This is a genomic window from Paenarthrobacter sp. PPS72 (assembly GCF_048537125.1).
Lineage (GTDB): Bacteria > Actinomycetota > Actinomycetes > Actinomycetales > Micrococcaceae > Arthrobacter > Arthrobacter nitroguajacolicus_E.
The window spans coordinates 16,192-38,550 of record NZ_JBLYIE010000029.1; the positions used below are offsets into that span (position 1 = coordinate 16,192).

Annotated in this window: 24 protein-coding genes; 9 read left to right on the plus strand and 15 right to left on the minus strand. The window is 62.4% G+C overall.

All coding sequences use genetic code 11. The features are described 5' to 3' along the window. Position 1: 1 nt before the first annotated feature. The 5 genes from dhaL (at position 2) to ACLRGI_RS14020 (ending at position 2,345) form a co-directional block, all read left to right on the plus strand. Positions 2-664: a dihydroxyacetone kinase subunit DhaL gene (gene dhaL / locus ACLRGI_RS14000; protein WP_419202244.1), complete on the plus strand. Its 663-nt coding sequence runs from the start codon at positions 2-4 to the stop codon at positions 662-664. Next, the gene (gene dhaM / locus ACLRGI_RS14005) at positions 661-1,353 is read left to right on the plus strand and encodes a dihydroxyacetone kinase phosphoryl donor subunit DhaM (RefSeq protein WP_419202245.1); all 693 of its coding nucleotides are present in this window, start codon (positions 661-663) and stop codon (positions 1,351-1,353) included. The genes dhaL and dhaM overlap by 4 nt, the downstream gene beginning before the upstream one ends. 88 nt (positions 1,354-1,441) lie before the next feature. Then, a complete protein-coding gene (locus tag ACLRGI_RS14010; protein WP_419202246.1) occupies positions 1,442-1,618 on the plus strand; it encodes a CsbD family protein in 177 nt (58 codons plus the stop codon). 97 nt (positions 1,619-1,715) lie between these two features. Next, positions 1,716-1,982 carry a DUF4235 domain-containing protein gene (locus ACLRGI_RS14015; protein ID WP_419202247.1) on the plus strand — a complete coding sequence of 89 codons (267 nt, stop codon included), beginning with the start codon at positions 1,716-1,718 and terminating at the stop codon, positions 1,980-1,982. Positions 1,983-1,985: 3 nt separating this feature from the next. Next, positions 1,986-2,345 carry a VOC family protein gene (locus ACLRGI_RS14020; protein WP_402940440.1) on the plus strand — a complete coding sequence of 120 codons (360 nt, stop codon included), beginning with the start codon at positions 1,986-1,988 and terminating at the stop codon, positions 2,343-2,345. Positions 2,346-2,355: 10 nt separating this feature from the next. Here the strand turns inward: ACLRGI_RS14020 and ACLRGI_RS14025 are convergent, their stop codons facing one another. After that, positions 2,356-2,868 (minus strand): VOC family protein, encoded by a 513-nt coding sequence (locus ACLRGI_RS14025; RefSeq protein WP_419202248.1) that lies wholly within the window; start codon positions 2,866-2,868, stop codon positions 2,356-2,358. An 80-nt stretch (positions 2,869-2,948) separates the two neighbouring features. Here ACLRGI_RS14025 and ACLRGI_RS14030 point away from each other — a divergent pair, with 80 nt between their 5' ends. After that, entirely contained in the window at positions 2,949-3,776 is an 828-nt protein-coding gene (locus tag ACLRGI_RS14030; protein WP_419202249.1) for a helix-turn-helix domain-containing protein, read from the plus strand. A gap of 27 nt (positions 3,777-3,803) precedes the next feature. Here ACLRGI_RS14030 and ACLRGI_RS14035 read toward each other — a convergent pair whose 3' ends face one another. The 9 genes from ACLRGI_RS14035 to ACLRGI_RS14075 form a co-directional block, all read right to left on the minus strand. Next, positions 3,804-4,106, minus strand: a complete 303-nt coding sequence (locus tag ACLRGI_RS14035) for a hypothetical protein (protein WP_419202250.1) — start codon at positions 4,104-4,106, stop codon at positions 3,804-3,806. A 23-nt stretch (positions 4,107-4,129) separates the two neighbouring features. Beyond that, on the minus strand, positions 4,130-4,930 hold the full coding sequence (locus tag ACLRGI_RS14040; protein WP_419202251.1) for an SDR family NAD(P)-dependent oxidoreductase: 801 nt from the start codon (positions 4,928-4,930) through the stop codon (positions 4,130-4,132). Between the two features lie 13 nt (positions 4,931-4,943). Further along, entirely contained in the window at positions 4,944-6,347 is a 1,404-nt protein-coding gene (locus tag ACLRGI_RS14045) for a M20/M25/M40 family metallo-hydrolase (protein WP_419202252.1), read from the minus strand. Further along, positions 6,347-8,125, minus strand: a complete 1,779-nt coding sequence (locus ACLRGI_RS14050) for an N-acetylglutaminylglutamine amidotransferase (protein ID WP_419202253.1) — start codon at positions 8,123-8,125, stop codon at positions 6,347-6,349. The genes ACLRGI_RS14045 and ACLRGI_RS14050 overlap by 1 nt, the downstream gene beginning before the upstream one ends. Positions 8,126-8,238: 113 nt before the next feature. Beyond that, positions 8,239-9,072 carry a gamma-glutamyl-gamma-aminobutyrate hydrolase family protein gene (locus tag ACLRGI_RS14055; protein WP_419202254.1) on the minus strand — a complete coding sequence of 278 codons (834 nt, stop codon included), beginning with the start codon at positions 9,070-9,072 and terminating at the stop codon, positions 8,239-8,241. 109 nt (positions 9,073-9,181) lie between these two features. After that, positions 9,182-9,979 carry a carbon-nitrogen hydrolase family protein gene (locus ACLRGI_RS14060; protein ID WP_419202255.1) on the minus strand — a complete coding sequence of 266 codons (798 nt, stop codon included), beginning with the start codon at positions 9,977-9,979 and terminating at the stop codon, positions 9,182-9,184. A 101-nt stretch (positions 9,980-10,080) separates the two neighbouring features. Next, positions 10,081-10,548 (minus strand): MepB family protein, encoded by a 468-nt coding sequence (locus ACLRGI_RS14065; RefSeq protein ID WP_419202256.1) that lies wholly within the window; start codon positions 10,546-10,548, stop codon positions 10,081-10,083. A 42-nt stretch (positions 10,549-10,590) separates the two neighbouring features. Beyond that, complete coding sequence (locus ACLRGI_RS14070; protein WP_419202257.1) at positions 10,591-11,073, minus strand: hypothetical protein; 483 nt, start codon at positions 11,071-11,073, stop codon at positions 10,591-10,593. 122 nt (positions 11,074-11,195) lie between these two features. Then, positions 11,196-12,146, minus strand: coding sequence for an iron-sulfur binding domain-containing protein (locus ACLRGI_RS14075; protein ID WP_419202258.1), 951 nt, complete (start codon positions 12,144-12,146; stop codon positions 11,196-11,198). A 136-nt stretch (positions 12,147-12,282) separates the two neighbouring features. Here ACLRGI_RS14075 and ACLRGI_RS14080 point away from each other — a divergent pair, with 136 nt between their 5' ends. After that, positions 12,283-12,972: a hypothetical protein gene (locus tag ACLRGI_RS14080; RefSeq protein WP_419202259.1), complete on the plus strand. Its 690-nt coding sequence runs from the start codon at positions 12,283-12,285 to the stop codon at positions 12,970-12,972. 28 nt (positions 12,973-13,000) lie between these two features. On the opposite strand, the gene ACLRGI_RS14085 is transcribed toward ACLRGI_RS14080, so the two are convergent. Together ACLRGI_RS14085 and disA are read right to left on the minus strand one after the other, a co-directional pair. Then, a complete protein-coding gene (locus ACLRGI_RS14085) occupies positions 13,001-14,002 on the minus strand; it encodes a GNAT family N-acetyltransferase (protein WP_419202260.1) in 1,002 nt (333 codons plus the stop codon). Between the two features lie 117 nt (positions 14,003-14,119). Further along, the gene (disA, locus tag ACLRGI_RS14090) at positions 14,120-15,196 is read right to left on the minus strand and encodes a DNA integrity scanning diadenylate cyclase DisA (protein WP_017197017.1); all 1,077 of its coding nucleotides are present in this window, start codon (positions 15,194-15,196) and stop codon (positions 14,120-14,122) included. 709 nt (positions 15,197-15,905) lie between these two features. On the opposite strand from disA, the gene ACLRGI_RS14095 reads away from it, so the two are divergent. Continuing rightward, on the plus strand, positions 15,906-16,874 hold the full coding sequence (locus tag ACLRGI_RS14095; protein ID WP_419202261.1) for an ImmA/IrrE family metallo-endopeptidase: 969 nt from the start codon (positions 15,906-15,908) through the stop codon (positions 16,872-16,874). Positions 16,875-17,567: 693 nt separating this feature from the next. Here the strand turns inward: ACLRGI_RS14095 and ACLRGI_RS14100 are convergent. The 3 genes from ACLRGI_RS14100 to ACLRGI_RS14110 all read right to left on the minus strand — a co-directional run bounded on the left by ACLRGI_RS14100 (position 17,568) and on the right by ACLRGI_RS14110 (position 20,892). Then, on the minus strand, positions 17,568-18,191 hold the full coding sequence (locus tag ACLRGI_RS14100) for a Pr6Pr family membrane protein (RefSeq protein ID WP_419202262.1): 624 nt from the start codon (positions 18,189-18,191) through the stop codon (positions 17,568-17,570). 54 nt (positions 18,192-18,245) lie between these two features. Next, entirely contained in the window at positions 18,246-19,619 is a 1,374-nt protein-coding gene (radA, locus tag ACLRGI_RS14105) for a DNA repair protein RadA (RefSeq protein ID WP_419202263.1), read from the minus strand. A 145-nt stretch (positions 19,620-19,764) separates the two neighbouring features. Next, positions 19,765-20,892 (minus strand): FUSC family protein, encoded by a 1,128-nt coding sequence (locus tag ACLRGI_RS14110; RefSeq protein WP_419202264.1) that lies wholly within the window; start codon positions 20,890-20,892, stop codon positions 19,765-19,767. A 237-nt stretch (positions 20,893-21,129) separates the two neighbouring features. Between ACLRGI_RS14110 and pstS the strand changes: the two genes are divergently transcribed. After that, entirely contained in the window at positions 21,130-22,251 is a 1,122-nt protein-coding gene (pstS, locus tag ACLRGI_RS14115; protein ID WP_419202265.1) for a phosphate ABC transporter substrate-binding protein PstS, read from the plus strand. Positions 22,252-22,359: the final 108 nt, after the last annotated feature.

A 22,359-nucleotide genomic window follows, 5' to 3' on the forward strand; every position in this document is an offset into this window, starting at 1 on the left:
CATGGGGCTGGACGTCAATTGGGCGCTGGACTGGTTGAAGCTCGCCGCAAAAGCAATGGCCGAACACAGGGTGGAACTCATTGAGTTGGACCGGGCCATCGGCGACTCGGACCACGGCGAGAACATGGACCGCGGTTTCCAAGCCGTACTGCAGAAGCTTGACGAAACCCCGCCGGAGACCCCCGGAGCAGCATTGAAAGCGGCTGCGATGGCACTCATGTCCAAGGTGGGTGGCGCTGCCGGACCGCTCTATGGCACTGCGTATCTGCGGGCCGCAACGTCTTTGGGGGACACCGGCGATGTTGACGCAGTGGCGCTGGCTGCGGCCCTCGCAGCCGCCCGCGATGGGGTGGTAGCCCGGGGAAAAGCCGAGCTCGGTGACAAGACCATGATCGACGCATGGACGCCGGCGGTTGAAGCGGCCCAACAAGCCGCAGCGAGCGGATCGGACCCGGTTGGCGTGCTGGAAGCGGCTGCGGAAGCCGCCGAAACCGGCGCCATGGCCACCGATCCGTTGGTGGCACGAAAAGGCCGGGCCAGCTACTTGGGGGAGCGCAGCGCAGGGCATCGCGATCCTGGCGCCGCTTCAACAGCCCTTCTTCTGAGGGCGGCCGCAGCTGCTGCTGCCGGATCCACCGGTGACAAGGGAACCGACGCCGTATGACAGTGGGGATCGTGGTTGTATCGCACAGCAGCAAGATCGCTGAAGGGGCGGTGGAACTCGCCGCGCAGATGGCTCCCGACGTCGAACTCGTCGCTGCCGGGGGAACAGACGACGAGCGGATCGGAACCAGCCTGGAGAAGGTGCTGGCCGCCGTCGAGCAGTCCCTGGTTGATTCCGGTGGTGACGGCGTGGTGGTCCTGACGGATCTGGGTTCGGCCGTGATGACAGCCGAATCGGCGATGGAGTTCGCCAGCGATCCGGACGCTGTGCGGCTGGCCGATGCGCCGCTGGTTGAGGGCCTCGTGGCTGCGGCCGTAGCCGCCCAAGGAGGTGCCGGCGTCGAGGATGTCTGCAAGGCGGCAGAGGCTGTGGCGTTCGGCAACGTGCCCGCAGGAGTGGGGGGTCCGGAAATCCCTGACCTCAAGGATGAACCGGACGCAAGCGGCGATTTTGAGCTCATCAATCCCTTGGGCATGCATGCCCGGCCCGCGGCGAAGATCGCCGGGGGACTGTCCGGCCTGGACGCGGAAGTGACCGTCAATGGCGTGGATGGCATGTCCATCATGGCGCTCATGGCGCTCGCCGCGGGACAGGGTTCCACCCTTCACGTTGAGGCCCGGGGCAAGGATGCCTTGAAGGCCGTTGAGTACGTAGGGCGGCTCGTTGAGGAAGGGTTTGGGGAGCTCTAGCCCGACGATTTTCTCCCAAACATTGCTAAGTACACTGATTAGTGATGTTGTAGAGGTACAGGTTCACTACTAGGAAGAGGTGCGAAACATGGGTACTGACGACAAAATGGAGAACGCTGGCGAGAAGCTCGGTGGCAAGGCTAAGGAAGCTGCCGGAAAGCTGACTGACAACGAGCGCCTGGAAGCCGAAGGCAAGGGCGACCAGACGAAGGCCGACCTCAAGGGTGCCGGCGAGAAGCTGAAGGACGCTTTCAAGAAAGACTAAAAGTCCAGGCAGGGCCGCTGCAATGCAGCGGCCCTGCCTTGTCTTTGAGGCGATTGTTGTGTGAGGCGTCGCTGGACGGCGCGCTATCTGATGGAGGATGTTCGTGAACATACTGGTGAAACTTTTCGGCCTGGCAGTCAGCCTCGGAGCTGGCACGCTCGCAAACAAGACACTGGAAGGCCTCTGGGAGAAGAAGACCGGTAAGCCCGCCCCCAAGGACGGGACGGACCTCAACGACTCCCTGCCCGGCGTTCTTGTCTTCGCGGTTGTTTCCGCAGGTGTTGGCGCCATAGTTCACGTTCTTACCCAGCGGGGCACCAAGAGCGCCCTGGCCCGTATGAAGAAGACGGCTGACGAGGTTTAACAAATGGCTATTGCTAAGTTCCCGAGTGTTGTCATCGATTGTCCCGACGCAGCTGCATTGGCCGCCTTCTACGGCGAGCTTTTCGGCTGGGAGATCGAGGACAAAGGCGACTGGTTCGATATCCGTCCCAGCGACGGCAGCAACTGCATCTCCTTCCAGCAAGTAGAGGTGTACCAGCCGCCCAAGTGGCCCGGGCAGACCATCCCGCAGCAGATGCACCTGGACATGATCGTGGAGGACTTGGACAAGGGCGAAGAAGTTGCCCTCTCCCTTGGTGCCACCAAAGCCGATCACCAGCCAGGCGACACGTTCAGGGTGTTCCTTGACCCCGCCGGGCACCCGTTCTGCCTCTGCCTGAGCTAAAGCCCTCTTCTTAGCCCTGCTGTGCCGCCCACTCATCGACGCGGCGGTTGCTCTCTTCTTCGGAGAGGTCCTCCACCCGCGTCATGATGGACCAGCGAACACCAAACGGATCGCGGATGCTCGCGTAGCGGTCACCCGAGACGAACGTGGACAAAGGCTCACGGATGGTGGCTCCGGCTTGCTCTGCTTTCCTGACGAGTCCGTCCGCGTCCTGGCAGTAGAAGCCGAGGGAATAGCAGGCGTCCTCGCCGCTTGGGGCAGGGACCAGGTGGTATCCGGGGTTGGGCTCACCAAGCTGAAGGTGCCCGTTGCCGAAGTCGAGTTCGGCGTGGACCACCACCCCTCCCATCTCGGTCTCGCCTACCACCCGGGCTCCGAACACATCGCGATAAAAAGCGATTGCGTCCTTTGCATGGGGAATGGCGAGGAACGGCGTGAGGCTGGTCAAGCCGTTCGGGACGCCATGGGTGGTGTGTTCGCCGTGGGCTGCGGTGGTGGACCCGGTGCTTGTAGTATCTGTCATGGTTACGACGCTACGGGCCTTCTGCCGGGCAGCGCTTGGAGATTTGCGACAGCTTTGATCCGCTTCGGGAAAGGCTCCCCATGGAGGGTTCGTTCAAGGGCATCCTGTATCCGGCGCGGCTACCCACCTTCCACCGCTTCCCGGCCCCGGCATCAGTAGCCCACCTGGTGCAGTGGTTCTGGATTCCGGAATGGAACATCGGGCCCGGCCGGTCATCGCGGCAGCACGTGATTGCCTACCCAACCTCTAACCTGGTGGTGCAAGGCGGCGTGGTCGAGTTCTCCGGGCCCACAACCCGGGCCGCCTACCGTGACCTCACCGGCCAGGGCTGGGCAGTGGGCGCCCTCCTCCGCCCGGCGGCGGTGCCGCTCTTCACCGACAAACCGGGAGCCGTCCGCGACCAGGAAGTGGTGCTGGCGCTCGCAGACCTCCAGAGGACCGTATCAGCGGAGATGGCGACGCCTACCGCTGACAAGACGCCCTCCGCTGACAAGACGCACGACGGCGGCGCTCACCGCGAGCGGGCAGTGGAAGCCTTTGTGTCGTGGCTGGGTTCCCTGGAGTTCGTTGCTTCCGACGAGGCCTTGCTCGCCAACCGGATGATGGATGTCATTGCTTCCGAGCCGGACATTTCAAGGATTGAGGACGTGGCTGCTTCCTTGTCGGTCTCACCCAGAACCCTGCAGAGAATTGCCGGGAAGTACGTGGGGCTGAGTCCCTCAGCCCTGATCCGGCGTCGAAGGTTGCAGGATGCCGCCGAGCGTACCCGGTCCAACCCGACAGCGGACCTGGCCGTGATCGCCGTCGAACTTGGCTATGCAGACCATGCTCACCTGACGAACGACTTCCGGAAGTACCTGGGCTTTACGCCAAGTGGCTACCGGAAGTCGTTCGGTGAGGCGCCGTGATGGCCGGGGCGCCTGGTTAGGGATCCGTCAGCGGTCCTCTCCAGACTCCTCAGAGGTATTCAATAGTCCACGCTGTGCCAGGTCCGCCTCTTCGGAGGCCTCCGGAGGCAACGGCTCGGTGGCGTCGGGGACGTCGCTGGGAGCGTAATCGGCAAGGCCTGCGGCAACGCGTTCTTGCTCCGCGGCTTTCTCGTAAACGTCGTCATCGATGTCCTGGGGCATCTTGCCGTGGCCTGAACGGTCGGGATTGGGCAAGGCGTCGTCCTGCGGAACGATGACGTCCTCGACGGCTTCGCCAGCGGTGTTCTGTTCTTCATGGGGGTTCGACATGGCTACTCCTTCTGTTTTGGTTCCTACTTATCTTTTCCGGATCCCGGCTCACTCAATTTGCGGTTGAATGCAGCGCCCGCGGCGTCGGGCATGACGTTGCTGCCAAGGCCCATGGTGCGGGACTTCAGCGAGCCGCCCAGCACGTTGCCCTCACCTTCCATCAGGGCCTTGAATCCCTGCCTGGCAACCAACGCAGGGTCATCTTTCTCGTCTGCACCCACCTTGGTGTCCAGGAGATCGGCCCGCTCAAAGAAGTCCGTCTCTGTTGGTCCCGGGAGGAGGGTGGTGACGGTGACTCCGGTGTCCTTCAGTTCATTGCGCAGCGCTTGTCCAAAGGACTGCACAAAGGCTTTGGATGCCCCGTAGATGGCTTGGAAAGGTGCCGGCGCCCTGGAGATAACTGAGGAGGTGAACAGGATTTTGCCCTTGTTGCGCTGCACCATGTCCGAAGCGACCCATTTGGCGATGACCACCGTGGAGGTGACGTTCAGGTCGATCGTCTTGAGTTCGGCTTCGAGGTCGGTTTCCACGAAAGGCCCGCCCACTCCGATGCCTGCGTTGATGGCGGCGGCTTCCAGGGGCCGGCCTAAAGCGCTGACTGCCGTGTGCAAACGGGCCATGCCTTGCCTGCCGGTGAGGTCGATCTGTTCTGCATACACCTCACCGCCGAGGCCTTTCAGTTCCTCTGCGGCGGTATGGATCTTGTCGTTTTCAGCGACAATGACGGTGTCGAATCCATTGCTGAGGAACTGCCTCGCCAGCTCGAATCCGATGCCGCTTGAAGCGCCGGTGACCAAAGCAAGCCGCCGCTGATGAGTGGTCATGATCTTCCTTTCCTTAAAGGGGGTCGGTGGCCGGTCCGGAATCCAGCCGGGCCAAAAGCAGGGCCTCGGCAAGGATGGCATTCTGGAAGTCACCCAAATGGATGGATTCGTTGGTGCCGTGCGCGCGGGAATCAGGGTCCTCCGCCCCGGTGATAAGAATGGCTGCTTGCGGGCAAAGCTTGGACAAGGTGTCCACTACGGGGATGGATCCGCCCACGCCCATGCAGACAGCGGGTACACCCCAACTCTCGGTCATCGCATCCAGCATGGTCCGTGCGGCTGCCGATGATGCATCGCCGGCGAATCCCTCAGTCCGGCCCTCCGGGATGAGCCGCACGTCAGCACCGAAGGCGGCATGGTCTTCAATATGGCGCCTGACCGCCTCCATGGCTTCCACGGTGTTGGTGCCCGGCGCCAGGCTCAGGCTGAAACGCGCTCTCGCGATCGGCAACAAGGTGTCGGAGGACTCGGCAACCGCCGGTACATCCATCCCGATGATGGACAACGCAGGTTTGTTCCACAAGCGGGACGCCAAGCTGCCCTTACCTGCAAGCCGGGTCCGGGGCGGTACCCGGGCATCTGCGCGGAACAAGGCTTCGTCGAAATCCGGGACGCGCTCTGTGGAAGTTATGGGTTCATGGACGGGCAGGCCCCGCACGGCCACTGTGCCGTCGTCGTCGTGCAAGGTGGCGATCAGCCGCGACAGTACAGTCACCGCATCCAGCAGCGGACCGCCGTAAGTGCCCGAATGCAGGGCGTGTTCCAGGACCCGGACTTCGATTGTCCCCAAAATCAGTGCGCGGAGACTCGTGGTCAGGGCAGGAGTCCCCACTTGCCAGTTGCCGGAATCGGCCACCACCATGACATCGGCCTCCAGAAGCGTGGGGTGTTCCTGCAGCAGCAGGGGCAGGCTGGGTGACCCGGCTTCTTCCTCCCCGTCGATGAAAATGGTGATCCCCACGCCGAGCTCGTCGCCCAGCACGCGGAGCACGGATCGGAGGGCGGCCACATGCAGGAGCACGCCTGCCTTATTGTCCGCCACGCCCCTGCCCCATAAGCGTCCACCCCGCTCCACAGCTTGGAAAGGAGGGCTCTGCCAAAGTGCCAGGTCGCCCGCAGGCTGGACATCGTAGTGCGCGTACAACAGGATGGTGGGCTTGCCGGCCTTCGCCGGCCTGCGCCCCACCACCGCCGGGGATCCCGGCTTACCGTCCGGGCGCGGCGCCTGGAGACGCACGACGTCGGCCATCCCGGCTTTTCGGAGGAGACGGGCTACCTGCCCGGCAGCTTTGTCCAGCTGGTCGGGGTCATACGCGTCCCAGGCCAGTGCAGGTATCCGAACCAACTCCGAGAGCTGCTCAATGGTCTCCGGAAAGTCCCCCTTCACTGCCTGACGCAGCTCCTCCGTCACCGGCATCAGCCCGCACCATGGCTTTGGAGCCACATTTCCAGGAGCGCTACCTGCCACAGGACGTTGCTGTTCACCGGTGTCCGACGTTCGTTGGGGTTGGCCAACAGCCCCTCGATGAAGTCGGAGCGGAAAAGACCGCGCTGTTTGGCCTCGGGGGCGTGAAGGGGGTCGGCCACCATGGTGAGGAACGGTTCCTCCAAATGGGTCAGTGCGGGTACCGGGAAGTATCCCTTGGGACGGTCCACCACGTCGGTGGGGAGGAGCCGGCGCCCCAGGTCCTTGAGGATTCCCTTGCCGCCCTGCGACGCCTTTAGCTCCGGTGGGCAAGCGGCGGCCAACTCCACCAGGTTCTGGTCGAGGAAGGGAACGCGGGCCTCAATGCCCCAAGCCATGGACATGTTATCGAGCCGTTTGACGGGGTCATCCACCATCAAAAGGTGGGTGTCCAATCGCAGGACGGCATCCAAGGCGGTGTCGGCGCCGGGCTCTGCCAAGTGCGCAGCCAGGACATTGCGGCTGACATCCCTGCCCGTCAACCATTCCGGCTCCACCATGTGGGCAAGTTCCTGGTTGCTGTGGTCTACGAACGCTGCAGTGAAGGCATCCAGTGCTTGATGCCGTGCCACTGAAGCCAGCGGCTGGTGGTAGGCATAACCTGCAAAGACCTCGTCAGCCCCTTGGCCGCATTGGACCACTTTCAGGTGCCGGGACACGGCCTCGGACAGCAGGTGGAACGCAGTCACGTCATGGCTGGCCATGGGTTCGGACATTGCAGCGACGGCGGCCGGGATCGCTGGGGCGAAGTCTGCAGTGCTGATATGGAGCCGCTCATGTCTGGTCCCGAAGGTCCCGGCAATCCGGTCCGAGTAGGCGAACTCGTTGCCCGAATCCCCGCCGGCTCCGTCAAAACCAATGCTGAAGGTGGATAGCCCGTGCTGACCCTGCTCGGCGAGCAACGCCACGAGCAGGCTCGAATCAAGTCCTCCGGACAAAAGGACACCTACGGGCACGTCGGCCACCATCCGGCGTCGTACTGCTGTCCGAAGAGCCTCCGCAATGGCATCCTGCCAGTCGTCGGGGGACCAGCCTGCGTGCTGTTCCTGCCGCGTGTACTCGGGCTTCCAGTACTCCTGGTCCCGCCACGTGCCGTCCGCGCTGATGGTCCGGATAGTGGCGGCGGGAATCTTGGCCACACCATTGAGGATGGTCCGTGGGGCGGGGACAATCGAGTGCCAGCTCAAGTAGTGATGCAGAGCGATCTCGTCCAGGGACGTGTCCACACCGCCGGAGGCCAGGATCGCGGGCAATGTGGAGGCGAACCGCATTCGCCCCTGCAAGTGGGTCACATAGAGCGGCTTGATACCCAGCCGGTCGCGGACCAGCAGGACCTCATTGCGCCGCATATCGGCAACAGCGATCGCAAACATGCCCGTCAGGTGATGCACAAAGTCACGGCCCCACTTTTGGTAGGCCTTCAGGATCACCTCGGTGTCCGAGGTTGACCGGAACGTGAAGTCAGGCTCCAGTTCGCGGCGCAGCTCCTTGTAGTTATAGATGCAGCCATTGAAGGTGATGGCCAAGTGGTGGTCTTCCACCATGGGCTGCGCGCCGGCTTGGGAGAGGTCGATGATGCTGAGGCGCTGATGACCCAGTGCCACCCAACCCGCGTCCCAGGTTCCGTGCCCATCCGGCCCCCGGGAGGTCATGGCTCCCATCATGTCCAGGACTGAATCCGTGGACGCCCGTCTACCGCTAAAAGCTATTTCCCCTGCAATTCCGCACATGGTTGTTCCTTGGCAGAGCTGTGGGCTAACTGCTTAACCTCTGAAGTAACCCCAATAGTAAGCATGCTTACTTATTGAGGGCAAGGAAAATTACAGGGATGCAATGCGTTCCATCAGAGCGTGGGAAGATCCTCCGACGCCAGGGACGGGGTTCCGTCCAAGGCCTCACTGAGTTCAGCCGTAGAAGACGTCACGGGGACCAGGCGGGACAGGTACTTCCCGCGCGCAGCTTCAATGAAACCCCGGAACAGGCCGAACTCCTCCGGAAGCTCCTCAGGGTGCCACTGGACGCCCACGGTGAAGGTGTTTGCCGGGTACTCAATGGCTTCCACAATCTGGTCCTCGCTCCATGCTGCGGCCACTAGTCCCTCACCAAGCTTGTCCACCGCTTGGTGGTGCGAGACCGGGACAGCGTCCATGCTCAAGCCGGTCAGCCTGGCCAGCGTGGATTCCGGCCGCACCATAACGGGAATCAGGTTGAACTGATATCCGCCCAGCTGATACTTGCCGTCTCCCACCACTTCGGGGAGGTGCTGATGCAAAGTGCCGCCCAAGGTCACGTTCAGCAGCTGCTCGCCGCGGCAGATGCACAGCAAGGGGATATCCTGTCGGATGGCTTCACGGATAAGGGCCTGCTCCCAGGCATCCCGCTCCGGCCGAGGCTCGTCCGTCTTTTCGTGGCGCTCCTGCCCATATAGAGCAGGGTCAACGTCCCAACCGCCGGGAATGACCAAGCCGTCCAAACGGCTGATCAGGAGTTCCACCACACCTGCAGCAACTGGCTGCGGTGGCAGCAGGATGGGCACTCCTCCGGCCGCCGTAATGGGCGCAAGGTATGTTTCCGGAAGGAAAGCCGCATTGACTGTGCCGCAGCCGTCAGTACCTGCCTGTTCAAGGTAGGTGGTGAGTCCAATGACGGGTTTCATGGCGGTGTCTGTGGTTTCCATGGGGTCCTTCCGGGGCAAATCTTCCCTTAAATTCTAGGACGTGGGACGCAGCGGAATGTTTCGTTGCTGTCAAAATCACGTGTCAGTCCGATCACGCCAGGCCTGGTTCTCAAAGCTCCCTGGGGACCACCCTGAAGCGACGGTTCAGCAGGGAAGGAACCCGCACACGAACCTCCGCGATTCGCTCGGCAGCCAACTCGCAGAAAATGACGCCGGGGGATTCGCCGGCGTTTGCCACTACCACTCCAAACGGGTCCACCATGATGGAGTATGCGGTGGCAAGAGGCCCAGTTTGGTTGGCTGTAACCACATAAGCTGTGTTCTCGATTGCCCGTGCCCGGACCAGCGTGTTCCAGTGGTCCTCCTTGCCCGGCCCCACAATCCACATGGCCGGCAGAAGCAGGACGTCCGCGCCGGCGTCGAGCAGTAATCGGGAGCTCTCAGGGAACCTGAGGTCGTAGCAGGTGAGCATTCCGAAGTGCAGGCCCCCGACCATCAGCAACTCGGGCGGATCGACTGCGCCGGGAGAGATTCCAGAGCTTTCCCTGTAACCGAAAGCATCATACAAATGCACTTTCCGGTACGTAGCCTGCACGGCGCCGGACCCGTCAATAGCCACGAGGGTGTTGAATGGCAGGCCATCAGGATTTGCCTCGGTGGTCCCCACAACCACCGGCAACTGCAGGTCCCTGGCTGATGCTGCCACAGCGCTGATGAACGGGCCGTCCAATGGCTGGGCGACGCCGGGAAGGACGGACGCGGGCTCGTTGCTGGCGTAGAGGCTGGACTCAGGAAGTACCAGAAGCTCAGCATCACCGCGGGCGGCCGTCGTCATCAATTGCCTGACGTCCTGGAGATTACGTTGCGGATCGGTGCCCGCACTGAATTGCCCGGAAGCGATTCTCATAAGACAAGAGTGCCGCTTTGCTGCCGGTCAGTGAAGCCTTGCCGGTCAGTGAAAGGCTTGGGGCGTGATCATGCCCCAGACGTGATCAGACCCAGACATGATCAGACGGGCGCGTGATCGGTATAAAACGCGCACTGCCACTGCTGGGTCCGTAGAGCTTGTGGGTTGCTCACGTCCGACCATGGAGGATAGACGCGGAAGCCACGCTTTCCACCGGCGCCTTTTACGGACACGATCCCATGCTTGAGCAGCGCCGATACGGGAAAGGCGAAGTGGCCAGCCTTGGTCCCCTCCCGGACTGTCACTACCAGCAGGTCAGTACCGTCGTCGGAAGGAAAGGGCTCGGTGGACCCGCCCTGAGCACGCCGCCAGACGGCAACGAACAAGCCCACCTTTGTGGGGGTGAGCTTCCCGACGCGGAACCGGATCCGTTCCTGGCCGAGTCCGGCGACGGCGGCCCCGTACTCATGGTTATCGGCCTCCGGAACCGGCAGCGAGTAGTGCCCCGCGAATTGAGGCAGGGCTTTCAGTGCCTCGGTCACGTCGGGATGGATCTTGGGATCAGGCACGCTCCCATCCTACGGCGCAGCCCCAGCTCCAAAGGCTCAGTCCTACCGCTGCCGCAACCCTTCGTCGTCCAGCGTCAGGGCGGCCGAAATTACCCGTCCGCACTGCTCGCCGTACGGATAGTCGCCTTTCGGCGTGAAGGTCAGTGTCCGCACGGGCAGCGCCGTACCAGCGGGGGAAGTGCCGCTAACGGTCGCCTCGAGGGGGCTTTCGCTAAGCGCCGGGAGTTCGACGAAGCCCTGGAGAGTCCCGTCCGGCGACGACGTCGCGGAGCAAACACCATCCGGCGTGCAGCCCTGGTCCACGGCCGTCGTGCCGGGGTTCAGCATGAGATCCTTTTCGGTGCAGATACCGTCCTGGCACGCCTTCATCCGAAGTGAGGCAACGTCGTCTGCGTAGTTGGCAGCGACGGTCAGGGAAACTCCGGCTACATGTCCGATCGCCGGGCAGGCCACTGGTTCGGCGAAGCAGCCGGGAAGCAGCGCTGCGGTCCCGGCCAGGGTCAAGGCCAAACCGATTCTGCCCATGCTTCAGGGTAGGACCGCGCCCACGCCTTGTCGCGGGAATGCCGCCGCAGCAGGGCAAACGAACCCGCATCGTTACGGTGAGAACGTGCCCGTGGCCTAACCGTCACCGCGCCTGACGAGCGCTACGCCGGAAGCCGCAAGCCGCCGTCGTGCATTTCCGCCAAACCGTCCATCAGCAGGCCCTCAAGTGCCCGCTCCAGCTGCTCGGGCGCGGAGTTGAGCCGGTGCAGTGCGGCGAGCGGGATTCCGACGCCGGACGGCGCGAACCCCAGGTCCGCTGGCGCCTGCTCAAACATCTCGCGGGGGACGGGCGTGGCTGCTTCACGGAGGACAGCCATCACGGCACCGCGTACTTGGCGGTCCGTTCCGTGCCAGGACTGGCCCTTGGGGGTGTACGACGGCGGCGGCTCACCGGCCGCAAGCCAGGCGCAACTGGAGCGAACGGGACAGTCAGCGCACTTGGGACTGCGGGCGGTGCAGACCATGGCGCCGAGTTCCATGACGGACGCGTTCCATCGAACGGACAACTCCTGGTCCTTGGGCAGGAGGGAATCCGCCAGCCGCATCTCCCCGGCTGTCAGTGCGGGAGCGGGGAGTGCGCTTCCGGAAAACAGCCGTGCGTGGACGCGCCGGATGTTGGTGTCCACCACGGTTTCGCGGCGGCCGAAGGCAAAAGCTGCCACGGCGGCCGCTGTGTAGTTGCCGACACCCGGCAACCCCAGGAGCTCGGCGTAATTCTCAGGAACCCGGCCGTGGTGCTGATCGCGGATTGCGACGGCGGCCGCGTGCAGTCGCAGGGCCCGGCGCGGGTAGCCGAGGCGCCCCCAGTGGCGGACGGCTGCGCCCGACGATTCATCGGCAAGGTGGGCGGGGGTGGGCCAGCGTTCCATCCAGTCGAGCCATACCGGAAGCACGCGGACTACGGGTGTTTGCTGAAGCATCACTTCGCTCACCAGGATTCCCCAGGGGCTGCAATCGGCCTCACGCCATGGAAGGTCGCGGGCTGCCTCGGAGAACCACTGATCAAGGGCTCGGTGGAGGCTTGCCAGCTGGCCTGAATCGGGAAGTGTCATGCTGCCATCCACTGTAGTGGAATCCCGGGGGCGGCCGCCCCCTGCCGTGCTCATGGCCGACGTCACACAGGCCGGTATTGGGCCCCTGCGGCGTGGAGGTTAGGCGCCCGTGCGGCCGCGAGCCTAGCCTAGAACCATGGCCAACAAGGGTAAGCAGCAGTCGACCGGGCGCACATCAGCGCCGGCCGGGGGTGCTGCCCCCGTAAACAAGCGACGGCCGAGCCCTGCCGTGTACCGCCGTCGTCGGCAAGTGGTGTTTGGTGCGCTGCTGTTGGTCATCGCCCTGATCGTCGGCGGCGCCGTGGCGCTCACCGGTGCGCTGGCCGGGAACCCGGAACCGCAGACTGTCAGCACGCCGGACGCATCAACGGCACCCACGGCGGGGACTGCGCCGACAGGAACCGCGGCGCCTTCGCCGTCGGCCTCACCCACGCCTGTGTGCGATTTCAACCTGATGACCGTCGCAGCCAAGACCGATAAGCCCGCCTACGGCCCGGAGGAAAAACCACTGCTGACCATGACCATCACCAACGGCGGCACGGCCCCGTGCGAGGTCAACGTGGGCACCTCCCAAATGGAGTATCTGCTGATGAGCGGCTCGGACCGTATCTTCTCGTCAAAGGACTGCCAGGCGGGTGGCGAGGACCTGATCAAGACCATCCAACCCGGCAAGAGCGAGACCGCGAACTTCCCGTGGCAGCGCAACCGCACCCTGGAAGGCTGCGCAGCGATCACTGCGAAGCCGGGCGCCGGCGGTGCTTACTACACATTTGAAGCGCGCCTCGGGAACAAGTCGAGCCCCAAGGTTGCTTTCCAGCTGAATTAGCCCTTGTCCGGATTAACTTTTGTCCGAATTAACCTTTGTCCGGTCCCTTACCAGCGCCGCGGATACTCGCCACAACACGGCGTCCTTCCAGAACGATGCGTTTGACCCGGTAAAAGAGCTCCGGTGACAGTGAAACGAGTCCCTGCTTGACCGTTCTCTCCGCCGTGGTTTTCAGGCGATTGATCAGTGGCGGTGTGCCGTGGCTTTCGATGATCTGGACGTGGGTGGCGAACTCCCATTTGTAGGTCTCGGCGCCCTGCAGGAAATCGAAACTCTTATGTCCTGCATCAAAGCTGTGCTTCATTACACGCAAGAGCATTTCCTTGCCGATTCCGTGCTTTGCGAAGGCCGGGCTGTAGGCAGGAATGAGTGCCAGGTATTCGTCGTGCCAGATAAAGCCGGCGTGGAAGCCGACGTATTCATCAGCCACTTTCATGGTGGACAGGATCAGGTGGCGGTCCTCGAAGAGCCGCCGGAGCATGGCCACGGCTTCAGCGCTTTCCAGCGTTTCGTGTCCGCCCTTGTACTGCTGGATCTTCCATTCGATGCAGGTGTTGAAAGCGGTGATGTCCGTATTGTCGAAAACAAATTCAGGCTCGCCAAACTGTTCAGTTACCTTCCGGAGCCGCTGCCGTTGGGTTCTCAGCAAGCTCCTGCTGCGTTTCCGGATGAGGGCCTGATACGCCTCCCATGTTTCAAATTTTCCCCACATGACCAGCGGCGCCGGGTCCAAGGGGGTCTGGGGAACCACCGAGGTGGGATCCTCATCCGGCAGTTCGATGACTGACGTGACCAGTTTGGGCAGGTACTTTAGAGTTCCGTCCGGTGCGGTGGCAGGTCCGCCGTTGCCCAAGGGCTTCACGTAGTCATAGAAGGGTCCGGTATGGATCACTCTTTTTCCGTTGATCTCAGCAAGCCGGACGTGCGCGGTGCTCCCTTGGAGTGCGTACGTTTTTAGTTCGGTGCTTTTGGCTCGGTAGAAGTCGCGGGCCAGACCCGTGAGGAAAGCGTCGGAAGCGTAGAAGTCCATACTGATTTACCCCTGAAACTGCCCCGGAGGGCATGGCATGTGGGCCCAAACGAGTTTGGGCAGAGCTGTGTTCTGGGGATAAAACAAGTGAATCGGCTGAGTCCGACTCAGCCCATTCTAGAGGAAGCGGTCCAGCAGGCTTGCCTCGGCCATGCGGCTCAGGCCCTCGCGAACCGTGCGTGCACGTTGATCGCCGATGCCGTCCACAGTCATGAGATCGTCGATGGTGGCTGCCATGAGGTTTTGGAGCCCGCCGAAGTAGTCCACCAAACGGTCTGCCACGGCCTTCGGCACGGACTTCAAGCCGGACAGAAGCCGGTAGCCCCGCGGCTGTACCACTGCGTCCAACTGCTCCACTCCGCCGGCGAAGCCGATGATGTGAGCAATGCGGCTAAGGTCGATCAGTTCCGTGGGGCCAAGGTTGAGGAGGGCCTGGACGGCTTCCTCGATCTCCTCGGGCGTAGCGTTGGGGTCGGAGTAGTCGCGGATGATGACATCGCTGCCCGGGCCACGCCCCACGGTGAGCTCTTCAACCTGGAGGGACAGCAGCCGGCCATCTTCGCCGAGTTCCAGGACGTATTGGGCAATTTCCTCGGAGATGCGGCGGACCATTTCCTGGCGCTGGAGCGTTACTGCGACGTCCCGGACGGTGACAAGTGCCTCGATTTCGAGGGCCGAAAGCGAGCTGGTGACCTGGTCCAGGCGGGCGCTATACCGTTCCAAGGTTGCCAAGGCCTGGTTTGCGCGGGCGAGGACCTTCTCGGAGCCTTCAAGGACATGGCGGAGGCCGTTCACGTAAAGCGCGATGATTTGCATGGACTGGCTGACGGAAATCACGGGAACGCCGGTCTGGATTGCCACGCGCTCGGCGGTGCGGTGCCTGGTGCCGGATTCCTGGGTTTCAATGCTGGAATCGGGTACCAGTTGAACGGCCGCCCGGACAATATTGCTGGCGTCCTTGTCGCAAATGATGGCGCCGTCCATCTTGGCCAATTCACGCAGGCGCGTGGGGGAGAAATCGATGCCGATATCGAATCCGCCGGAACAGATGGAGTCGATGGTGCGGTCATAGCCCAGCACGATCAATGCGCCGGTGCGTCCACGGAGGATGCGTTCCAGGCCATCACGCAATGGAGTTCCGGGTGCAACTCTGGCCAAGGTCGCCTTGAGCGACTCTTCCGGACTCCGGGCCATAGGGTTTCCCTTCGAAGGTGCAAGCCACGGCTCACAGACAAGCTGAATCGGGCGTCAGTGCGCTCCAGCAAAAATGCCCACATGACGACAAGCACAATGATAGGGCTTCCGGGCAGCGTTAACCGCACCAGCAAGCCCCAAAGTGGGTCACTTCGTTATGTTCGGCGGTGCCTGGAAGGCGCAATCGCGGACCTGTTCTAAAGGTGCACTTTAGGAAAGTTTGCTGCTGACATTGGCGAATATAGCCAGTTGATGTAGTTACCGTACGCTCACTTTGCTGCCTGGTTGCTCCATGTGATGTTGCCGAGATCGGGAATGAAAAATGGAGATGTGGTTGCTTCTTCCGCCGCAGGCTCGCCGAGGCGATCTCGTGGTCGCGCTCCGCAGTAAATGGAGTGCTTCTATCCACTTCGGCTCGCTTCGTCAGCGTGCGCTTTACCCGACGGGGCGCGAATCCGCGCCTATCTTGGGAAAATCCCAATTTAGCGCTAAGGTGGGAGATCGGACTAGGCTAAATTATTAGCGTCAGCACCGAAAAATCGGAGGGGACATGGGGCCCGAAATTCAGCAATCCAGCGCGGGATCCCGCGCACTGCAGCGCATAGAAGCGTTACAAATGAAGCACTCAGAGGTGGCCACAAGCGTCGGCATGACTCCGGACGCCTTGTCCCGTTCTCTTAGCGGCCAACGGAACTTCAAGTTGGTGGAGATGGCAGCAATCGCTGACCTCCTGAACACGTCCATTCATTGGCTGGTCACCGGGGAGCGCGATCCATACGAGGTAAAACTTTCGGCCCGCCATGCGTGGGATCCGCAAGGAAGGACTGATCAGCCGCACGACTGGCGGACAGCCAAGCGCGTAAGCAACGACATTGCGGGTATCTACCATCAGGTTGGCCTCGGTGCGGCGGGTCAGCATGCCACTATTCCCGCAGCCGCGTCCCCCGTAGAGGCAGCCCGCTGGGCTCGCGGGCATCTTGAAGCCGCAATGGCGGAGGGCCAAGTCTTGGCCGATCACTTGGTGACATTGATCGAACGCGTTTTTGCCATCGATGTGTTTGTCATCGATTACGATGCAGTCTTTGACGCTTACTCAGCCGAAGCAAACGGTGCGAAGTTCATCGTGCAGAGAACGACTGGGGCATGGTGGCGCGCCACATTCAACGTCGCCCATGAGCTTGGACATATTCTTCACAATGATTTGGCCTATAGCGATGAGGAGCGCGCTGTTAGGTCGGATGAATGGTGGGCCAATAACTTCGCAGCAGAGCTTCTGCTTCCAGAGGCTGACATGGGTAGCTTTGATTGGCTGACCGAGGATGTTAAAGAAGTCGCCCAGTTTGCCGTGAGCCACGGTGTGTCTACTGCGGCGCTGGCTAATCGTGTCAACACCCTCGGAATTTGGCCCTCACGTGAGATTGTAAAAGCCTTGGCATGGAAGACGCCGCGATTGCTCCAGAACGCATACTCGCCATTTTGGGTAGCCCCGATTGAAGACGTTTATCGCGCACCCCGGTTCCCGGGGCGAGTCATTGCTGAGCATCAAAAGGCAGTTGCGGAAGGACGGATCAGCGGGCAGACTCTAGCCTGGATGTTGGGAGTCCCTACAGAAGACGTTGACCCCAACTGGGGCGCTGGCGCAACTATGACGGCCAAGCGCCTTCACGCCACGCTGTGAACAACGAGAACGGCCCCGTGGAATTTATCTTTCCGGATACGAGCCTTCTGACGAATTTTCGCGGCGGTGGATCGGATTGACTTGGTGCGACAGATCGTCGAAGACCGAGGTTCCTGGACCGAGGCAATTCATGATGAAGTCCAACGGTGGTGCCAGACGACTGAATACCAGCCTTTGACGGAAGTGTTTGACTTCATGCCCCAGGACCCCCATGTTGCCCGGGCTGAGGAGATGACAACTGGGGAGGCAATCCGCCGCCGACTTGCGAAGCCGGGCGATTCGCGGAGTCAGCATTGGGGGGGAGTGCGAGACTCTAGCTGTCATTCAGCACAGGTATGGGGGCAAGATGGTTCTGGTCCTCTCCGAGGACGCGGGAGTTCTCACGGAATGTCGAAAACTTGGCATTGAAACCGCCACAACCCGAATTCTTCTGGAGTTTGCCGCTATGCGTGGTTTGGTTACTTGGCTAGAAGCGGATGATATAGCACGCTTTCTCAAGGACATGGGAGAACCTGTACTAAACTATCCACCCACGCTGCGGCCGCTCATGCCGCAGGCGCTGAGGCCAGTGCCTAACGAGAATGTTCAGGTGCAACCCGCCCGAGCAGAGTAGGAAGCCAGTGCGATCTTTGGTGCGGTGAGCAAGCTGACTCCGCTGGAGTGCACGAGTCGCTGGTTTGCAAAGAAGACCGCCTAGTAATCCACCTGCCGCTTGAGCTTGTTCCCCAGCCACAGCATGGCCAGGCTCACCAGGAGGAATCCGACGGAAATGGCCACGGCAAACACCACTACGCCACCCCATCCACCTGCCCGGGCGGGATCGATGAACCAGTACGGGTACCAGTTCACGAAAGCTCCGCGGATGAGGCTGTAGACCAGGTAGCCAACCGGGTAGAGCAGCCAATACCAAATGTGCTTGGGGCGCAGGGTGGCCCTGGGCGGTTGGAACAGCCAGTCAGCCACCATCACCACGGGGATCAGATAGTGCACCACAAAGTTGACCCACGGGAGCAGCGAACCAAGGTCTTCACCGGCCAGCAGCGCACCAAACACCAGCCCCACCACGGCCATGGCAATGGTGGCAGTGCCTCGAGTGACGTCATCGATCTCGCTGGGGCGCTTCCGGATCAGCACCCGGTAGCCACTGATCAGCAGCACCAGTGCGGCGAAGATGTTGGACAGGTTGGTGAAGTAGCTGAAGAAGTTCCATAGGTCATAGCCCATGCCCAGATGAACCGTCAGCTGTGTTCCCACTGCCACCAAGGTCAGAAGACCAAAGAAAAAGCGTCCCCCGATAAGCACATTCCGTTTGGTCATGCCTCTTATCCTTGCCGACCACCCGGCGGAGGAGCCCGCGACACCCCGGAAGGGCTACGTGATCAGCAGTTCCAGTGCCTCTGCGAGGTGGCCAACTTCGCGCACTGAGAAGCCCTCCGGGATAACACCCGCCCCTGCCGGGCTTGCCGGGACAATAGCGTGCGTGAAGCCGAGCCGATGGGCCTCCTGGATGCGCTGGTTGATCCCGGGCACGGGACGTACTTCGCCCGCCAAGCCAACCTCGCCGAACGCAATGAGCCGCTGAGGGAGCGCCTTGCGGGACTTGGCCGATGCGACAGCCAGGGCAACAGCCAGGTCCGTTGCGGGTTCCGTCAGCTTCACGCCGCCCACGGTTGCCACGTACGAATCGTCCTTGTGGAGCATGCAGCCGGCACGCTGCTGAAGTACTGCGAGCAACATGGCAACCCTGGAACTTTCCAGCCCGCTGGTCGCCCGGCGTGGCTGGGAGTTCGCGCTCTCGGCAAGAAGGGACTGAACTTCGGCAAGGAGTGGCCTGCGACCCTCCATGGTCACCGTGATGCACGTTCCCGAGACAGGCTCGCGGGTCCGCGAAACAAACAGCCCGCTGGGATCCGCCAAGCCCTCGATCCCGGTCTCATTCAGATCAAAGCATCCGACGTCGTCAGTGGCACCGTAGCGGTTTTTCACGGCCCTCAACAGCCTCAGACGGGAATGGCGCTCGCCTTCAAACTGGCACACGACGTCCACCAGGTGTTCCAGTAAACGCGGTCCGGCGATGGTTCCTTCCTTGGTCACATGGCCCACCAGCAGGGTGGTCATGTTGCGTCGCTTGGCTGCGGAAATGATCGACGCCGCAACCTCGCGAACCTGGGACACGCCACCCGCGCTGCCTTCCACATCCGCACTGCTCAGGGTTTGCACGGAGTCAACGATCAGCAATTTGGGCTCAAGCTTCTCCACCTGGCCCAGCGCCTGGCCGAGGTCGGTTTCGGCGGACAGATAAAGAGTATGGGCGACGGCGTCGATTCGCTCTGCCCGCAGCTTCACCTGTGCGGCGGACTCCTCGCCCGTGATGTACAGGACGTCCTGCCCGGTGCGCGCGAACTTCGCCGCTACATCCAAGAGCAGTGTGGACTTTCCGACGCCGGGCTCCCCGGCCAGCAGGATGACGGCACCTGGGACGAGCCCTCCTCCGAGGACGCGGTCCAGTTCGTCCACGCCGGTGGGCAGGAAGGCCGCGGTGGTCCCATCCACCTCAGCGATCCGGCGGGCAGGCTCCAAAACTGTTGCCGCCGCCGTCGTACGCGCTACCGTGGCGCCGTACTCCTCAACGGTTCCCCAGGCCTGGCACTCACCGCAACGTCCCACCCACTTGATGGCGGTCCAGCCACATTCGGCGCACTTGTAAGCGGGTGTTTTGGATGCGCGGGAAGTCTTGGAAGCCATGGGTTCAAGCGTAGTGGCGGGGACTGACAGTATTAGCCGGCCCGCTTCACGGCCATATCGATGGGTTGCTGCGCATTCGACGGTAGGAACCATCTAATGCGCAGCGAGCCATCGAATTGGTGAATGCACCTACAGCGCAGCCCACCTACAGCGCAGGCAGCACCGCGCGGGCCTCGTCCGGTTCCATCCCGCTCGCTTCCAGCAGGTCCACCATGAGCGGCCGGAACAGCATCACCACGGTTTCGCCCTCGAGCCTCTGGACATCGAGCATCTTGGGGTGCAGCCGGGCGGCGATATCGGACAGCTCATTGCGGGCCCGGCGGAGGTGGACGCGCCGCGTGCCTTCACTTTGCTCGGATAAGCCAATGGTCATCTCGTCGATCGCATCAGCCGCTTCCTGAAGGACCTCGGAGATGCTCTCGATCGCTTCGTCGGATAACGCCGCATGGTTGATCGCGCTGGTGAGCCGCCGCGCGAACACACGGCTGTTACGCAACGCGAGGTCGATGTACTCCAGCGAATGCTCCAAGCTGGCGAGCTCGTCGCGGTGCCGTCGATGGGCTGGCGCAAGGGTGGCAACTTCACCGGAAGCGCGCAATGTCTGCCGCATTCGATCCACCAGCGGCTGGCAGTTCCGGCCCCGGATCAGGGCGTGCCAGGCGATAGTGGAGTCGCTTTCGGTCAGTGCTTTGCCACATTCACGCAGCACTTCCGCCAGCTCATGCAGGATCTTTTGGACATCCTTCCGCGGCTCCCGGCGCGGATCCTTGGGCACCAGGATGGTCACCAGCAAGGCAAACACGCCGCCCACCACAGCATCAAGGCTGCGCGTAAACGGTCCGCCGGCCGGTGCCGGCAGCAGCACCACCAGCAACGACTGCAGCCCCAACTGGGTGGTGAAGATGGTGCCGCTGTCCAGGAACCTGGCCAGGAGGATGGAGAAAAGAAGCACGACGGCGGCCTGCCAGATCCCGGCACCCAGAAAGTGAAGCAGCAGATCGCCAACCACGATGCCCAGCGTGCAGCCCAGGCCCACCTCGATCACGCGGCGCAACCGTGGATCACGGGAGAAGCCGAGGGCTATCAAGGAAGAAGTGGCGGCAAACAGCGGTCCTTGGTGGCCCAGCACGTATTCGGCGAAAGCGTAGGCCCCAACCGCGCACACCGTCATCTGGATGGCCGGAGTCAGGGAATTGCGGCTGCGGACCAGGCCCGTCCGGACTCTGGCGCGCAGGAACCTCTTGCTTGCAGAAAATCCCTTCGCGGCAGCCATGCCTTCCAGTCTATTTGCCCAACCCCTCCCAACTACCGCAAGCCAGGTGACGCTCAAGGTGGCACGCGCCACATAACCCAATGGTCCGCCGTCGTTCACCTTCCGTTCACCTTTCGCGGCAGATCCCGTTACCTGCACTCCTTACCTTCAGTAAAGGAACAAATTGGTCCACAGCTCGCGCACGCCGAAATCTCCGTTCGGCCCGCATCGAAGAATCCCTGGAAGGGGCACATCCAAGTGAAGGCAACTCACTTCGGCCGCAACGCGGCAATCGCGGTCATCGCAGCCGGCGCTCTCGCGCTCACTGCTTGCGGTTCAGACAACGCAACGGGCACCACCGCCGGCACCCAGTCGGCTGCCTCCGGCCCCAAGGTCACCGGCACCCTGACCGGCATTGGCGCCTCCTCCACCGGCGCAGCCATGGACGCCTGGAAGGCCGGCTTCTCCGCCGCGAACTCCGGCGCAACTGTTCAGTACTCCCCGGACGGTTCCGGCGCAGGCCGCAAGGCCATCATCGACGGCTCGGCACAGTTCGCCGGCTCCGACGCCTACCTGAAGGACGAAGAGCTCGAGAGCTCCAAGGCCACCTGCGGCCCCGAAGGCGCCATCAACATCCCGGTGTACATCTCCCCGATCGCTGTGGCCTTCAACGTTCCCGGCGTCACGGACCTGAAGCTCGACGCCGCCACCGTCGCCAAGATCTTCCGCGGCGAAATCGCCAACTGGAACGACCCCGCAATCGCCGCCCTCAACGAAGGCGTCACCCTGCCGGACCTCAAGGTCACACCGGTGAACCGCTCCGACGACTCCGGAACCACCACCAACTTCACCGACTACCTCGCAGCTGCTGCACCCGAGGTTTGGACTGACAAGGCTGCAGGCATCTGGCCCGCAACCCTTGCCGGCGAGAACGCCAAGGGCACCTCCGGCGTCGTCAAGACCGTCACCGACACCCCGGGTGCCGTGACCTACGCTGATGACTCCGCAGTTTCCGGCAAGCTGGGCACCGCCTCCATCAAGGTGGGCGAAGAGTTCGTCAAGATCTCCGCCGAAGCTGCTGCCAAGGCTGTCGAAGCCGGCAAGCCCGTTGACGGCCGCGCCGCCAACGATGTCGCCATCAAGCTGGACCGCAAGACCACCGAATCGGGCGCCTACCCCGTAGTCCTCGTCTCGTACCACGTTGTGTGCACAACGTACGAAACCAAGGAAGTTGCTGACCTGGTCAAGGGCTTCGAAAGCTACGTCGTTTCCGACGAAGGACAGAAGACCGCAGCTGACGCCGCCAAGTCCGCGCCGCTCTCCAAGACGCTGCAGGACAAGGCCAAGGCCGCTATCGAAACCATCAAGGCCAAGGCCTAAGGGTTTCCCGCGGGTTTACTGAACCCGGCTGAACATTGAAGTTCCCTGTCCCGCTCTCCGGTGGCCACCGCGGCACCGGACCGGGGCAGGGAACTTAGCCATGTAAGA